Consider the following 11,952-nt stretch of genomic DNA (forward strand, 5'->3'; position numbering starts at 1 on the left):
GGTAGTTCATATAGTCCCCTCCTGGTGTTTTGGTTGTGTGATTACTCCATTCTACCACTGGGGGCCATATGAACTCTTTTTATTTCCCTAAATTGTTGCGCTTGATAGTATAATTCACCTTCAGACGTAAAAAAGGGAGCGGCGTAAGCCGCTCCCTTTTTTGATTATTCCAGAGGTGAAAACTCACCGGTGACCGCGTTGACGTAGTAGGTGCCGGTGTCGGTGACAAACCGCCATACCGGTGTCAGCTGGACCTGGCGGGTGGTGTTGCTGGAGAGCAGGTAGCCCCCGTCCATGGCGTCGATGCGGCTGCACACATAGCCGCCCTCCTTGATCCCGGCCAGAAAGCGGACCAGAATGGTGGGGGTGGAGAGGAGAGACTTGGTGACCGAGGCGGAAATGCTGCCGTCCAGCCGCTGTCCCTCCACCTGGACCAGGTCGTTTTCCTGCCAGTGGAGACGGATGGTGCAGGAGAAGAGGGGAGAACCCTCCCAGCTTTGGCAGTAGGTCAGCACAGTTTCTGCGCCGGTCTGTTCCGTGTCGGACAGGGTGCCGGTAAAGCCCATGGCCTCCAGACAGGCCTGGCTGGAGGACTCATAGTCCTGGTCGCTTTCAAGTCTCCAGGTTCCGGGGGTAAGGGTAATGGTAAAGCTGCCGTTCATGGAAAATTCCGCCACGCCGCCGGGGCCGGAGTAGCGGGGACGTACCTCGCTCTCCCCCTCCAGGGTGACCTCTCCCAGCAGGGCGGCGGCGATGCCGGCTTCGCCGGTCCGGTCACGGGTGACGGTGGTCACCGACAGCGCCAGATCGTCGGGGAATTCATCCAGGGTAAAGTCGATGCCGCCCTGTTCCAGCACGGCCTGGGCGGCCTGCCTGGTTTCCGCCTGGTAGCGCTTGTCCTGGCTGGCCTGACTGCCCACAAGCAGGAGCAGGATGATGTTGACGCACAGCAGCATCAGCAGGATCACATTTTTCAGTTTAGACCATTCCATAGGAACCTCGCGATCTCGTCATTTGGCCACCCATCCGGCCTGGACGGTGTCGCCGCCGCTGTCGCTGTAGCACAGGACCAGCTCCCGGCCCTCCGGGTCCAGGGCCTCCAGAGCTGCGGCGGCCATCCGCTCGTTTAGCACCAGACTGGTTTGGCCAGCATCCTCGTACCGCCGGAACCGGAGGGTAAAGGCGGTAATCTGTCCATCCTGGATGGTGAAGAGGGCGGCGCTGTCGCCGCCGGAGAGGCTGACCTCCGCGCCGTTCAGGCTATAGCCGTAGCGGACGGACAGACCGGTGTCGGTTTCGGTTACATCCATCAGATAGATGCGGGCGGCGCCGCAGTAGCGGCCCACCGTATCGGCGGCCATCCGCCGGGTGGTCTCCACCACCTCGGTGATGTCGTAGCCATACTCACTCCCCACGGGGTAGCGAGAACTGGTGCCCTCCGCCGTGGTATAGGAGACGGTGCCGGTGTTGCTGATCTCCAGGGTCTCCTGGCCTTCCCGGATACGGATACCGTTGGGAATGGCATAGTAGGAGGTCTGGAAGGAGAGAGCCTGCTGCAGACTGCTGATCAGCGTGTCGTCCAGGTTGGCCAGGGGATTGGAGGCGCGGTAAATGTTGGGGGTGGGTGCGGAAGCGGAGATGAGCACATAGGGGTCCAGCCCGTCATAGCCGCTGTCCGTGCCCAGCTCAAAGGCAAAGGGAACGCCGTTGCCGCCGTAGCTGGCAATCAGCTCGTCCATGTGTCCCTGATAGGTCACTGCCGTTTTACAGGTATAATACAGGCCGTCACTCTCATTATGATAGTACAGCCGCACCCCGTCGTCCGCCAGAGCCACGGCGATCCGCCGGGCGGAGCCAGTGAGGGCGGTGTTGATGCCCCCCTCGCCGGTCCAGGCGCTGAGGGTCTCCAGAGGGATCTTGCCCAGAAAATCAAACCAGACACCGGGGGCACTCAAAGCAGCCTGCCATACCGATTCAGTGACCACCGTGGGGGAGTCCGCACTGGACAGGGCTTCGCCCAACAGAATGCCCACGCTGTCATACAGTTTGTCGGTTTGGGTGGTGTTGTACTGGACCGCATAGCGGTTCACCCCGTCGCATACCGCGATACGGACCGGGCGGGCGGCGGCGGTGAGCTGCACGGTGTTGCCGGGGTCGGAGGTCTCCACAGTGCTCTGAGGGCGGAAGAGGGAGATCAGCCCGCTCAGCAGTCCCTGGGAGCCGGAGACCCGGTTTTGTACCAGGGCAAGGCCGGTCAGATAGATGGCGGACAGGGAGAGCAGTACGATGAGCAGGGTCTTGAGCCGCTCCAGTCCCCGGTTCCGGCGGCGTCTCGGTTTACTCCTTTCCATGGCGAGGCCCCTCCGTCAGCAGGGTGATGCGCACCGTCAGGCCGGGACCGGGCCGGTCCAGCAGCTCAATGGTGCCCTCGTGCCGGTCGATGATCTCCTTGGCGATGGAAAGGCCAAGTCCGGTGCCGCCGGACTCCCGGGAGCGGGCCTTGTCCACCCGGTAGAACCGCTCGAAGATGCGGCCCCGGTCGGCTTCGGGAATGCCGATGCCGTTATCGGCCACCTCCATCCACACCTTACCCGGCCACTGGCCGGCGGAGATACGGATGTGGCCGCCATCGGGGGTGTACTTGATGGAGTTGGAGACGACGTTCATCATCACCTGCAAAATACGTTCCCGGTCGCCCACGATATCGGGCAGGGTAGGGGGGAGCTTCAGTTCCACCTGATGGCCGTGGCGCTGGGCCTCCATCAGAATGGCGTTGTATACATCCTGCACCGCCTGTCCGAAGGGGAAGGGGGCCAGCTTCAGCTCCGACCGGCCGGAGTCGAACCGGGAGAGGGTGAGCAGGTCCTGCACGATGTGGGTCATCCGGTCGGACTCATTGAGAATGACCCCCAGGAAATTCTTTTCTGTGTCAGGGGGCAGCTCTCCGGCGTTGTCTACCAGAGTTTCTGCGTAGGAGCGGATGTTGGTCAGGGGGGTGCGCAGCTCGTGGGACACGTTGGCCACAAACTCCCGGCGCATCTCCTCGGTCTTATGCTGCTCCGTGACGTCATGGATCATCACCAGCACGCCGCCCAGCCGCTCCTGGTCAAAGGGGGTGAGCAGCAGCTCCAGGCTCTTGCCGCCCACGGTACGGGTCCCGTCCAGGTAGCCGGGGGATTGGACCGCCAGCACCCCCTGGAGGGGCGCAATGTCGGAGAACAGGGTATCATAGTTGACGCTGCCGCCAATGGGAATGGCCGTCCCCAGCAGCTCCTCGGCGGCAGGGTTGGACTGGATCACAGCGCCGTCCCGGGCAAAGGCCACCACGCCGTCGGTCATGTGGAGGAACAGGGTGCCCAGCTTGTTGCGCTCGTTCTCCACCTCCTCCAGGGTGTGGTGGAGCTGGCGGGCCATGTCGTTGAAGGTGCCGGTGAGGATGCCGATCTCATCCCGGGAGGCCACCTCCAGTTTCTGAGAAAAGTCGCCGTTGGCCACCCGTTCCGCACCCTCGGTAAGCCGCTCAATGGGGGTGATAAGGGTTTTGGACAGCAGGAAGGAGAGGAGCACTGAGATCACCAGACCGAAAACCAGAGCCTCCACGATGAGGGTGATCAGTTCGCTGTTCAGGGCGGCGGCATTGGTGCCGTCGTCCCGGACATAAATGATATAGCGCTGGTCCCCCCGCTGAACGGCCACCGCCACATCCATGTAAGATGCGGAGGGGGTGCTGTCGTCGCTCTTTTCCTCTCCGGCCAGCACCCGCATCAGATTGCGGGAGTCCATGTCCAGAGGCTGGTCGGCGTCCTGCTCGTCAGAGCCCGCCAGCCAGTGGCCGTCCTTACCGTCCAGCACATAGTATTTCCGGCTGCGGTTGTCCACGCCCAGGGTGCCGTTGTAGGCGTTGAGGATCTCGGCAATGCTGGCAGCACCGTCCTGCTCGCCGGGGGTTGGGGTGTTCAGGTCGGCCCAGAACACCTCGTCGGCAAAGGCCTCCGACATCTGGGTATAGAAGTCCTGGGTGTAGTAATTGGCCACAGAGTTGATGAGGAACGCGCCCACAACGGTCATCAGCAGAATGATGAGCAGCGTCATGATGAGCATGAGCTTCATGTGCAGGCTGCGGAACATACTGTGGACCACTCCTCTCTTGCAAAAAATAAAGACAGGGCGGGCAGGGACGGCCGCCCCGGCCCGCCAAGATTGCTTCTATCAGGCGTTGAAATAATAGCCCAGACCTCTCCGGGTCACTACGAACTGGGGAGAAGTCGGATCGTCCGATTCCCGGCGGCAGAGCCGCCGGGAGCCCTGGAGATCATTGCATCTGGCCGGAAAAGTGAATTTTCCCGGCCATCAAGGATTTGCCCGCTGGGCAAATCGCTTGTACGGCGCAGGCGCCGCCCCGCTGTGCGGGGGCCCGTGGAGGACGATCCGGACAGTTGGCGCAGGGTTACGCATTAAAATAGTATCCCAGGCCTCTCCGGGTCACTACGAACTGGGGAGAAGCCGGGTCGTCCTCCACTTTTTCACGGAGGCGGCGGACGGCCACGTCCACAGCCCGCACGTCGCCCACATAGCCCTCGTAGTTCCAGACGTGCTCCATGAGGGCCTCCCGGGAGAACACCTTGCCTGGCTGGGAGGCCAGGAATTTGATCAGCTCGTACTCCCGCTGGGTCAGATCCAGGGGCCGCCCATCCTTACAGACCACCATCTGGTCTGGATCAATGGAGATGCGGCCCAGCTCCATCCGGCTGCCGGAGGGTGCGGCTGCGGGAGCTCCGGCCACCATCTCGTTGCGGCGGATGTTGGCCTTTACCCGAGCCAGCAGTTCCCGCATGGAGAAGGGCTTGGTAATGTAGTCGTCGGCGCCCAGCTCCAAGCCCAGCACCTTGTCGGTCTCCTCCTCCCGGGCGGTGAGCATGATGACCGGGGTGGAGCGGTTCTCCTTGCGGAGATTGCGGCACACGTCGAAGCCGTCCATTTTGGGCAGCATCAGGTCCAGCAGGATCAGGTCGGGATTCTGTTCCAGCGCCAGCTGGAGTCCCGCCTGACCATCGTAGGCCTCCAGGGTCTCATAGCCTTCCTTGGTCAGGTTGAAGCTGAGGATGTCCACAATATTCTTCTCATCCTCCACGATCAGAATGCGCTTGCTCATGCCAACCTCCTGTCTTTACAGACCCAGCAGCTGCTTGACCTTCAGCACCAGGGCCACCGTCTTGGCGTCCACGATCTCCCCGTCCATGACCTGCTGGGCCAGCTGGGCAAAGGGCACCCGCTCCACCTCCAGAAATTCGTCGTCATCCGGGTGGCAGGCGCCCTGCTTCAGATCCTGAGCCAGATACATATGGAGTACCTCGGAGGAGAAGCCGGGGGAGAGGTACAGGCAGCCCAGATAGGTCAGCTTGCCGCAGGTGACGCCCACTTCTTCTTCCAGCTCACGCAGAGCGGCGGGGCGGTGGTCCTCCCCCTTCTCCAGCTTGCCGGCGGGCAGCTCGGTGACCACGGCCTGGAAGGGATAGCGGAACTGCCGCACAATGCTCACCGTGCCGTCGTCAAACAGGGGCAGCACAGCCACCCCGCCGGGGTGCTCCACCACTTCCCGCCGGGCGATCCGGCCGTTGACCAGCTGGGCCTTGTCCAGCTTCAGGGTGACAATCTTACCTTCAAAGAGCGTTTCGCTCTCTACAGTCTTTTCCCACAGTTCCATCCGGCATATCCCCTTTTCTTACATCGGTTAGGTGCATTATATCATACTTCCAGGTTCCGTGCCACCCTCAGCTTTTCCAATCAAGCCAATCATTACAGCTGTACGGAAGGGGCCGGAACCGGTATAATCGTTCCTGCATTTGAGAGGAGGCAGACTATGACCATCCAGCCCATCGGCAGCGCCAGCGTTGCCCTGTACATCACCCCCGCCGACCTGAAGGAGCACGGCCTGACACCGGCGGGGCTCACTCTGGAGCAGGCCCTGGAGCTGACCCGTACCGCCTTCCGGCAGGCGGGTATGGATCTGGAGGGCTCCATTGAGATCGAGGCCTACCCGGAGTCTTGCGGCGTGCTGGTGTTTGCCCACGTGCGTCCGCCGGAACAGCGGTGGTTCTCCTTTGCCTGCCTGGAGGACTTGGCTGCCGCCGCCCGGGTCCTGGATCAGCCCAGGCCGGACGCCGCCCTGCTGTGGTGGGAGGGGCGGTGGTGGCTTTCTCTGCCCGCCGGGGCGGAGCAGACTGCCGTACGGCTTTCTGAGTTCGGCCGCAGCGAGGCCGGGCGGCCCCATCTGGAAGCCAGTCTGGCAGAGCACGGGCGTATGGTCTTTCCTGCCGATGCTCTGGCCGGGGTGCTGACCTACTTTCCCGTCTGAGCTATTGACAGCTGTGGTATAATATCAACAGTTGCCGCACAGTGCGCGGCAGGATACCATCGTATCCAGGCGTTTTGCGGGCAAAACGCCTGCTGTTGATGTTACACCATGGCCAAAACCGGCTGCGCCGGTTTTCCGCCGCTCTGCGGCGTACAAGGCGGAATGGCTTGTGGCCATGGTATAATATACTCTCAAGAGATCTGTCCCGGTTGGGAGGTGGCGGAATGGAGAGCAAGGGCGTCAAAATCGTGGCCAAGAACAGTAAGGCCTACCACGACTATTTTATTGAGGATAAGTACGAGGCAGGCATTGAGCTGGCAGGCACCGAGGTCAAATCCATCCGCCAGGGCCACGTCAACCTGAAGGACTCCTTCTGCATTGTCAAGGATGGCGAGATGCACGTCCATGGGATGCACATCAGTCCCTATGAGAAGGGAAACATCTTCAACAAGGACCCGTTGCGGCCCCGCCGTCTGCTGATGCACAAGCGGGAGATCCTGCGGCTCTTTGCCAAGGTCAAGCAGGACGGATACGCGCTGGTTCCCCTGTCCATCTATTTCCGAGGCCCCCGGGTCAAGCTGGAGGTGGGCCTGGCCAAGGGCAAAAAGCTCTATGACAAGCGGGATTCCGCCGCTGCCAGGGACGCCAAGCGGGAGATGGACCGCACCATGAAATCACACCGCCGCGGCGGTTATTGACAAGGGGGGCACAGCCCCCGAAGAAAGGAAGGAAAACCAAATGGCTCAGAATCCCATTGTGACCTTTGAAATGGAAAACGGCGGCAAGATGGTGGCCGAGCTCTACCCCGATGTGGCTCCCAACTCCGTCAACAACTTTATCAGCCTGGTGAAGTCCGGCTTCTATAACGGCCTGATCTTCCACCGTGTGATCCCCGGCTTCATGATCCAGGGCGGCTGCCCCCAGGGCACCGGTATGGGTGGCCCCGGCTACTCCATTAAGGGTGAGTTTGCCCACAACGGCGTGAAGAACGACCTGAAGCATGACCGGGGCGTGCTGTCCATGGCCCGTGCCATGCATCCCAATTCCGCCGGCAGCCAGTTCTTCATTATGGTGGAGAAGGCTCCCCACCTGGACGGCGAGTACGCCGCCTTCGGCAAGGTGATCGAGGGCATGGACGTGGCCGATGCCATTGTCAATGTGAAGCGGGACCGGATGGACCGCCCCTACGAGGATCAGCGGATGAAGTCCGTCACCGTGGAGACCTTCGGTGTGGACTATCCCGCGCCGGAGAAGTGCTGAGTCTGACCGGCTGCCAGTAAAGTGTTACCTGTCGCGGCGCGGCTTGACCGCGCCGCTCCATGGGGGCGTACTGGTTTCGACGGGGACGTAGAGGCGGGAATAGCGGGCGGATGTGCCTGACATCCTTAAAACGGGCAACTTATAAATTAAAGAACAACGATAACGTTGAGCTTGTCGCGGCTTAAGCCGTGACCGTCCCGTCCGGAAGGACCACGAGCCGGAACGGGGCGTCGTTTAGTGGTGCACGTGTGTGCGCAAAGCTTTGAGCGCACCATGAACAATGAAGCTACCAAGCCCTGAAGTTTGACGGCCTACGTCAGGGTGCGGGAATGTAAATGACCGTCTGCGCCCGGAGAAGTTCCCGTTGAAGCGTTTTCGGACGGGGGTTCGACTCCCCCCGCCTCCACCAAAAGACAAGCCCTGTATCCGAAAAGGATACAGGGTTTTTTCTTACTCTTGCAACGGAAAGGGCGATTCCTGTTTAGTGTGTGCGTTTCCTGTTTCGGTAATGCAAAACCGGAATTTAACACACAAATTGCACACGGCGTTACACACGGATTTACCGGCGGGCGGTCTCCAACAGTACCTTGATGCGGGCCACGCGGTCCATCATGTGCGAGTGCTCCCAGTCCCAAACCGCCTGCATTCCGGAAGGGACTTCTTTTCCCTCTGCTTTCTGCGCCTGGATCAGGCGTACAGCCTGTTCGTGCAGAGTATCAACGTGGGCCAGCTCCTGAGCGCTCATAGTGGCGTACATAGAGGACAGGCGGTCGTCCATGCCCTTGTACTGGGTGGCCTTCTTTGCGTAGTGCTCGGCGCCGTCCAGCTCCTCGCGGATGTCCTCAACAATTTCGGCAATCATTTTCATTGTTTTTCACCCTTTGATATAGCGATAGAGTTTTTCCAGGTCGGACCGGTCAACGGTCATGTCTCCGATCAACGGAATGCTGATAGTCTGCTTTTCGCCGTTGGCAAACTGAGGCGCAACGGCCTGGTACAGCTTGTCGATATCCACGTTGCCGTCGGCGTCGATCACGTCCAGAACGGCGACCGCAGGATGCTCCCGGTACTTCTCCATCAGACCGACCACGTTGTTGGCGGCCAGAGCCGTGTATACCCCCAGACCCAGCTTTTTGATGCCGGTGAGATGGGGCAAAACGTCGGTGTCGATGTATCTGACCAGGCCAGTTTTGACCTGCTGCATAGTAACCATAAATACCTCCTGATTTTTTAAAAGGGGAAGGGCGTCAACCCTTCCCCTTTTTGCGTGTCCGGGCCTTCTTAGTGGTCGTAGGTTCCTCTGCTGTCAGGGCAAATGCCGAGACAGGAACAGCCCTTCAGGCGGCGGGCGTGGTAGCAGCGGCAGCGGGAGTAATGGTTACATTACCCCAGCCGGGACAGACGGCGGTATTGGGCACCACAGTCTTGGTGATTGCGGCCAGCTGGCCCTGCATACAGGTCACAGTGCCATTGATGGTGGCATTAAAGACCGCCTGCTGCGCGATCTGAGCCTGGAGAGCATTGATCTGCGCGGTGTAGTCCTTCACCACGTCGGTCAGCTTCTGGTCAACGTAGACCTGGGACTCCAGCAGGCCAATGCGGGCGTCCTTGGAGGCGATCTCCTGGGTCAGGTTCAGCTCGTAGCGGCTCACGACGGCCTCACCGCCATTGCGGCAGCTGCCGGTGAGGCCGCTCAGCAGGCCACAGCCGCCCATAGCGTTCAGGACGCCCAGGGACAGACCAGCGATACCGGTGCCAAGGCCAGCACCAGCAACGCCCTTGCTTGCAAATTCAGCCATTTTTCATATCTCCTTTCATAAAAATAGGAGGGCACAGCGTTGACGCCTTGCGTCCTCGCCGGTGCATTGACCGGCTCTCTCTGTGTCCTCCTTATGGACATATTCTAAACTTTATATTTTGTTTTGAACTGACAACAAAAACGATTAAATAGGATGGGAAAAGCATAAAAAAAGGACACCCTGTTAAAGGGCGTCCTGAATTTTTCGGATGGCTCTGGAGAAAAGCCGCTGTGATGTTTTTTCGGTAATGTTCATCCGGTCCGCAATCTCGTTGTGTGAAAGATCATCAAATATTTTGAGGGTAAGCACCTGGCGTTCTCGGGGCTTTAAAACAGTCCCGTTGATGGCATCCATCAGGCGCTTTTGACTGGTGATAGACTCAACCCGGCGGCGTTCCTCAATGTGGCGGCTGCTCATATTACAGAGGCTTGTGGCAGGTGGGGCAGGTTTTGCCGCCTTTGCTGCCGCCGACAATGGTCTTTTTGGTTTTCTTGGTCGTTTTGATGTTTGTAATTTTCTGAGTCGCCATTATTCAAGGCCCCCATTCTGCGTATAGCTGGAGTATTCGCCGGACTGGAAAACGTTATTCCCGCTGCCTTCCCCGGTATCTTGCTCAATGGTGGTTGTTTCAGTTGTGGTTGTGGTTTCTTCGACAACCACACCGGCGTCCAAAATTTTGTGGATAGAATCCACTTCACCGCGCAGAGCGGAAATATCACCGCCCTGGCGCTGGATCACGGTGCCCTGATAGATACAAACAAAAAGGCACACGGCGGAGATCACAATGGAGATTATGGAGACCGGGCGGAGACGCCGCGCCGCTGCTGCGGCTGCCTGGACATCTTCACGGGCGCTCTCCCACATCTTCAGGACCAGCTTTAAAAGGCCCTGGCTCATGTGTAGTCCTTCGCGCTCGGCTTCGTCAATGATCTTCTTTGCATCGTCCATTTAACTCATCCTCTCTAAAATCTTTTGGAGCGCTGCGTTAATAACCTGCCGGTCTTCCATGCGGCTTTCCAGATTCCCGACACGATTAAACAGGGTCTTGATCTGCTCGGAGTGGCTGGCATGGATTCCGGCGGCGTCTCGCTGCCAGTCTGCGATATTGTCCAGCTTTCGGCTCATGTCAGTGGTCGTGGCAATCAGTTGGTCAATTTTGCTGTCCTGCTGCGGGTCCGGTTTTGTGTCGCGGCCAATGCCGTAAAAGAGGGACACGGCGGAGACTCCCACGGCAATAACCGATACAATGATGGAGTAATCCATTTAATACCTCCGATCTGCTATGTTGACTTTTAGGCTCAAAATATTATAAAATAATAATTTTAGCTTTTCAATAGAGAATCGAAAAATAGGTAAAGAAAACCGCCCTGAAAAGGGCGGTTTATTATTTCTCTCAGCTCTTTTTGCTGATGTCCATATTGCACTCAATCCCTGGCCGCTGCTTCTGCATGGACTCAAAGGCAGAGATAGCGGCACGGCGCTCGGTGCCGGGGTACTTGGTTTCCTGCTCGGTCTCCTCGTGGCCGTAGAACTTCGTGCATCTCGTCATACTCGGCGTTGATGGCCTGTATGGTGGCGGTGTCTCCGCCAACGTCGGGATGATGAATGGAAGCAAGGCGGCGATACTCACGCTTCAGCTCGTCCATGGTCTTGCAGTTCACAAAGTATTTCATGGTGTTACCTCCTGTTGTTGGTTTTATGGGCCGGTTCCGTTTCGCACGACCGGCCAGAGCGGCTAGGGTTAGGGGTTGACGCCCTGAGACTTGATCTGAGCCTCCAGAGTATCCTGCGCGTCTCTGTACAACCGGCGGATGCCGGATGCGTTGGAGATGCGGTTTATTTGCTCGGGCTTGCTCCAGTGTATCGCGCGAGCTTTGACCGCGCGGAGAATGAGGCGGGCTTCCTCGGGGCTGACTTCCAGGGTGATAATCTCTCTCATGGTGATACCTCCTATCAGATGGCGACAATGCCGATGATCCGGGAGCAAATCAGTCCGGCGTCCTCAAAGGCCTTTCGGGCCAGAGCGGCGGACGTGGTGCGGATGGACCAGTCAATGGAAGGGTGGCCCACGGTCTCCTCATAGACTACCAGGTATTCGCGCTCCTCAGCGGGAACGGCAGGCTTGCGGGTGTTGCGGCGGCGGGACAGGTTAAACAGGTTTTTCATGGTGATCCCTCCTTGATTTTTGTTATGGGGTGCGGCGTTTCAGGCACACCGCCCAGGGCCTTGATTAGAACGCGTAAGCACACTCGATAATTGCCCAGGCTTCTACATACTCGTCGCTAGGCTCTTCACCCTGGTAGTAGTAGCAGTAAGGAACGTGGGAAACTTCGCCGTTTGCGGCCTGGTCTGCTTCGTGGATCTTGTGAAGCAGCTCCATTTTAGTTCCGGTGATAACGTCGCCGCTGATCTCCTCGCGGATACTGTAAATGAACTCAGGGCTGATGGACTCGAAGATATCGCACGCTTCGCGGTAGCTGCTGTACATTTTCATTGTGATTCCTCCTTGCGGTTTGGCTTTGTTGTGGCTATATCATA

General features: G+C 59.0%; 18 protein-coding genes and 1 other RNA gene. 4 read left to right on the forward strand and 15 right to left on the reverse strand.

The features are described from left to right. Nucleotides 1–164 precede the first annotated feature (164 nt). The 5 genes from B5F94_RS14590 to B5F94_RS14610 form a co-directional block, all read right to left on the reverse strand. Nucleotides 165–992, reverse strand: a complete 828-nt coding sequence (locus tag B5F94_RS14590) for a hypothetical protein (RefSeq protein ID WP_087331163.1) — start codon at nucleotides 990–992, stop codon at nucleotides 165–167. Between the two features lie 18 nt (nucleotides 993–1,010). Then, nucleotides 1,011–2,351, reverse strand: a complete 1,341-nt coding sequence (locus B5F94_RS14595; RefSeq protein ID WP_087331165.1) for a hypothetical protein — start codon at nucleotides 2,349–2,351, stop codon at nucleotides 1,011–1,013. After that, nucleotides 2,338–4,128, reverse strand: coding sequence for an ATP-binding protein (locus B5F94_RS14600; RefSeq protein ID WP_087331167.1), 1,791 nt, complete (start codon nucleotides 4,126–4,128; stop codon nucleotides 2,338–2,340). The genes B5F94_RS14595 and B5F94_RS14600 overlap by 14 nt, the downstream gene beginning before the upstream one ends. 319 nt (nucleotides 4,129–4,447) lie before the next feature. Then, the gene (locus B5F94_RS14605) at nucleotides 4,448–5,152 is read right to left on the reverse strand and encodes a response regulator (protein WP_087331168.1); all 705 of its coding nucleotides are present in this window, start codon (nucleotides 5,150–5,152) and stop codon (nucleotides 4,448–4,450) included. A 15-nt stretch (nucleotides 5,153–5,167) separates the two neighbouring features. Continuing rightward, complete coding sequence (locus B5F94_RS14610; protein ID WP_087331170.1) at nucleotides 5,168–5,704, reverse strand: NUDIX hydrolase; 537 nt, start codon at nucleotides 5,702–5,704, stop codon at nucleotides 5,168–5,170. A 156-nt stretch (nucleotides 5,705–5,860) separates the two neighbouring features. Here B5F94_RS14610 and B5F94_RS14615 point away from each other — a divergent pair, with 156 nt between their 5' ends. The 4 genes from B5F94_RS14615 (at nucleotide 5,861) to ssrA (ending at nucleotide 8,024) form a co-directional block, all read left to right on the forward strand. Beyond that, on the forward strand, nucleotides 5,861–6,355 hold the full coding sequence (locus B5F94_RS14615; protein ID WP_087331172.1) for a hypothetical protein: 495 nt from the start codon (nucleotides 5,861–5,863) through the stop codon (nucleotides 6,353–6,355). A gap of 224 nt (nucleotides 6,356–6,579) precedes the next feature. Beyond that, entirely contained in the window at nucleotides 6,580–7,053 is a 474-nt protein-coding gene (gene smpB / locus B5F94_RS14620; RefSeq protein WP_087331174.1) for an SsrA-binding protein SmpB, read from the forward strand. Between the two features lie 40 nt (nucleotides 7,054–7,093). Beyond that, a complete protein-coding gene (locus B5F94_RS14625; RefSeq protein WP_087187644.1) occupies nucleotides 7,094–7,615 on the forward strand; it encodes a peptidylprolyl isomerase in 522 nt (173 codons plus the stop codon). 61 nt (nucleotides 7,616–7,676) lie between these two features. After that, nucleotides 7,677–8,024, forward strand: a transfer-messenger RNA (tmRNA) gene (gene ssrA / locus B5F94_RS14630). Nucleotides 8,025–8,174: 150 nt separating this feature from the next. Here the strand turns inward: ssrA and B5F94_RS14635 are convergent. The 10 genes from B5F94_RS14635 to B5F94_RS14675 form a co-directional block, all read right to left on the reverse strand. After that, the gene (locus B5F94_RS14635) at nucleotides 8,175–8,483 is read right to left on the reverse strand and encodes a hypothetical protein (RefSeq protein WP_087331176.1); all 309 of its coding nucleotides are present in this window, start codon (nucleotides 8,481–8,483) and stop codon (nucleotides 8,175–8,177) included. Between the two features lie 6 nt (nucleotides 8,484–8,489). After that, a complete protein-coding gene (locus B5F94_RS14640; protein ID WP_143383316.1) occupies nucleotides 8,490–8,828 on the reverse strand; it encodes a hypothetical protein in 339 nt (112 codons plus the stop codon). Nucleotides 8,829–8,952: 124 nt separating this feature from the next. Continuing rightward, the gene (locus B5F94_RS14645; RefSeq protein ID WP_087331181.1) at nucleotides 8,953–9,414 is read right to left on the reverse strand and encodes a hypothetical protein; all 462 of its coding nucleotides are present in this window, start codon (nucleotides 9,412–9,414) and stop codon (nucleotides 8,953–8,955) included. A 183-nt stretch (nucleotides 9,415–9,597) separates the two neighbouring features. Continuing rightward, nucleotides 9,598–9,831 carry an RNA polymerase sigma factor gene (locus B5F94_RS14650; RefSeq protein ID WP_087331183.1) on the reverse strand — a complete coding sequence of 78 codons (234 nt, stop codon included), beginning with the start codon at nucleotides 9,829–9,831 and terminating at the stop codon, nucleotides 9,598–9,600. A gap of 111 nt (nucleotides 9,832–9,942) precedes the next feature. Further along, on the reverse strand, nucleotides 9,943–10,362 hold the full coding sequence (locus tag B5F94_RS14655) for a hypothetical protein (protein WP_087331185.1): 420 nt from the start codon (nucleotides 10,360–10,362) through the stop codon (nucleotides 9,943–9,945). Further along, a complete protein-coding gene (locus tag B5F94_RS14660) occupies nucleotides 10,363–10,677 on the reverse strand; it encodes a hypothetical protein (RefSeq protein ID WP_087331187.1) in 315 nt (104 codons plus the stop codon). A 130-nt stretch (nucleotides 10,678–10,807) separates the two neighbouring features. Next, nucleotides 10,808–10,963 (reverse strand): hypothetical protein, encoded by a 156-nt coding sequence (locus B5F94_RS16515; RefSeq protein WP_158100299.1) that lies wholly within the window; start codon nucleotides 10,961–10,963, stop codon nucleotides 10,808–10,810. A 192-nt stretch (nucleotides 10,964–11,155) separates the two neighbouring features. Next, the gene (locus B5F94_RS14665; RefSeq protein WP_087331189.1) at nucleotides 11,156–11,353 is read right to left on the reverse strand and encodes a hypothetical protein; all 198 of its coding nucleotides are present in this window, start codon (nucleotides 11,351–11,353) and stop codon (nucleotides 11,156–11,158) included. A 14-nt stretch (nucleotides 11,354–11,367) separates the two neighbouring features. Further along, nucleotides 11,368–11,580 carry a hypothetical protein gene (locus B5F94_RS14670; RefSeq protein ID WP_087331191.1) on the reverse strand — a complete coding sequence of 71 codons (213 nt, stop codon included), beginning with the start codon at nucleotides 11,578–11,580 and terminating at the stop codon, nucleotides 11,368–11,370. A gap of 64 nt (nucleotides 11,581–11,644) precedes the next feature. Further along, a complete protein-coding gene (locus tag B5F94_RS14675; RefSeq protein ID WP_087331193.1) occupies nucleotides 11,645–11,908 on the reverse strand; it encodes a hypothetical protein in 264 nt (87 codons plus the stop codon). Between the last annotated feature and the right edge of the window lie 44 nt (nucleotides 11,909–11,952).

Source organism: Flavonifractor sp. An4 (assembly GCF_002161755.1).
Taxonomy (GTDB): domain Bacteria; phylum Bacillota; class Clostridia; order Oscillospirales; family Oscillospiraceae; genus Flavonifractor; species Flavonifractor avicola.

Coding starts and splice junctions, on each gene's coding strand:
- B5F94_RS14610 (WP_087331170.1), bottom strand. CDS start 5,704: ATGGAACTGTGGGAAAAGACTGTAGAGAGCGAAACGCTCTTTGAAGGT.
- B5F94_RS14600 (WP_087331167.1), bottom strand. CDS start 4,128: ATGTTCCGCAGCCTGCACATGAAGCTCATGCTCATCATGACGCTGCTC.
- B5F94_RS14665 (WP_087331189.1), bottom strand. CDS start 11,353: ATGAGAGAGATTATCACCCTGGAAGTCAGCCCCGAGGAAGCCCGCCTC.
- B5F94_RS14645 (WP_087331181.1), bottom strand. CDS start 9,414: ATGGCTGAATTTGCAAGCAAGGGCGTTGCTGGTGCTGGCCTTGGCACC.
- B5F94_RS14605 (WP_087331168.1), bottom strand. CDS start 5,152: ATGAGCAAGCGCATTCTGATCGTGGAGGATGAGAAGAATATTGTGGAC.
- B5F94_RS14675 (WP_087331193.1), bottom strand. CDS start 11,908: ATGAAAATGTACAGCAGCTACCGCGAAGCGTGCGATATCTTCGAGTCC.
- B5F94_RS16515 (WP_158100299.1), bottom strand. CDS start 10,963: ATGACGAGATGCACGAAGTTCTACGGCCACGAGGAGACCGAGCAGGAA.
- B5F94_RS14615 (WP_087331172.1), top strand. CDS start 5,861: ATGACCATCCAGCCCATCGGCAGCGCCAGCGTTGCCCTGTACATCACC.
- B5F94_RS14670 (WP_087331191.1), bottom strand. CDS start 11,580: ATGAAAAACCTGTTTAACCTGTCCCGCCGCCGCAACACCCGCAAGCCT.
- B5F94_RS14595 (WP_087331165.1), bottom strand. CDS start 2,351: ATGGAAAGGAGTAAACCGAGACGCCGCCGGAACCGGGGACTGGAGCGG.
- B5F94_RS14635 (WP_087331176.1), bottom strand. CDS start 8,483: ATGAAAATGATTGCCGAAATTGTTGAGGACATCCGCGAGGAGCTGGAC.
- B5F94_RS14625 (WP_087187644.1), top strand. CDS start 7,094: ATGGCTCAGAATCCCATTGTGACCTTTGAAATGGAAAACGGCGGCAAG.
- B5F94_RS14650 (WP_087331183.1), bottom strand. CDS start 9,831: ATGAGCAGCCGCCACATTGAGGAACGCCGCCGGGTTGAGTCTATCACC.
- B5F94_RS14590 (WP_087331163.1), bottom strand. CDS start 992: ATGGAATGGTCTAAACTGAAAAATGTGATCCTGCTGATGCTGCTGTGC.
- smpB (WP_087331174.1), top strand. CDS start 6,580: ATGGAGAGCAAGGGCGTCAAAATCGTGGCCAAGAACAGTAAGGCCTAC.
- B5F94_RS14655 (WP_087331185.1), bottom strand. CDS start 10,362: ATGGACGATGCAAAGAAGATCATTGACGAAGCCGAGCGCGAAGGACTA.
- B5F94_RS14660 (WP_087331187.1), bottom strand. CDS start 10,677: ATGGATTACTCCATCATTGTATCGGTTATTGCCGTGGGAGTCTCCGCC.
- B5F94_RS14640 (WP_143383316.1), bottom strand. CDS start 8,828: ATGGTTACTATGCAGCAGGTCAAAACTGGCCTGGTCAGATACATCGAC.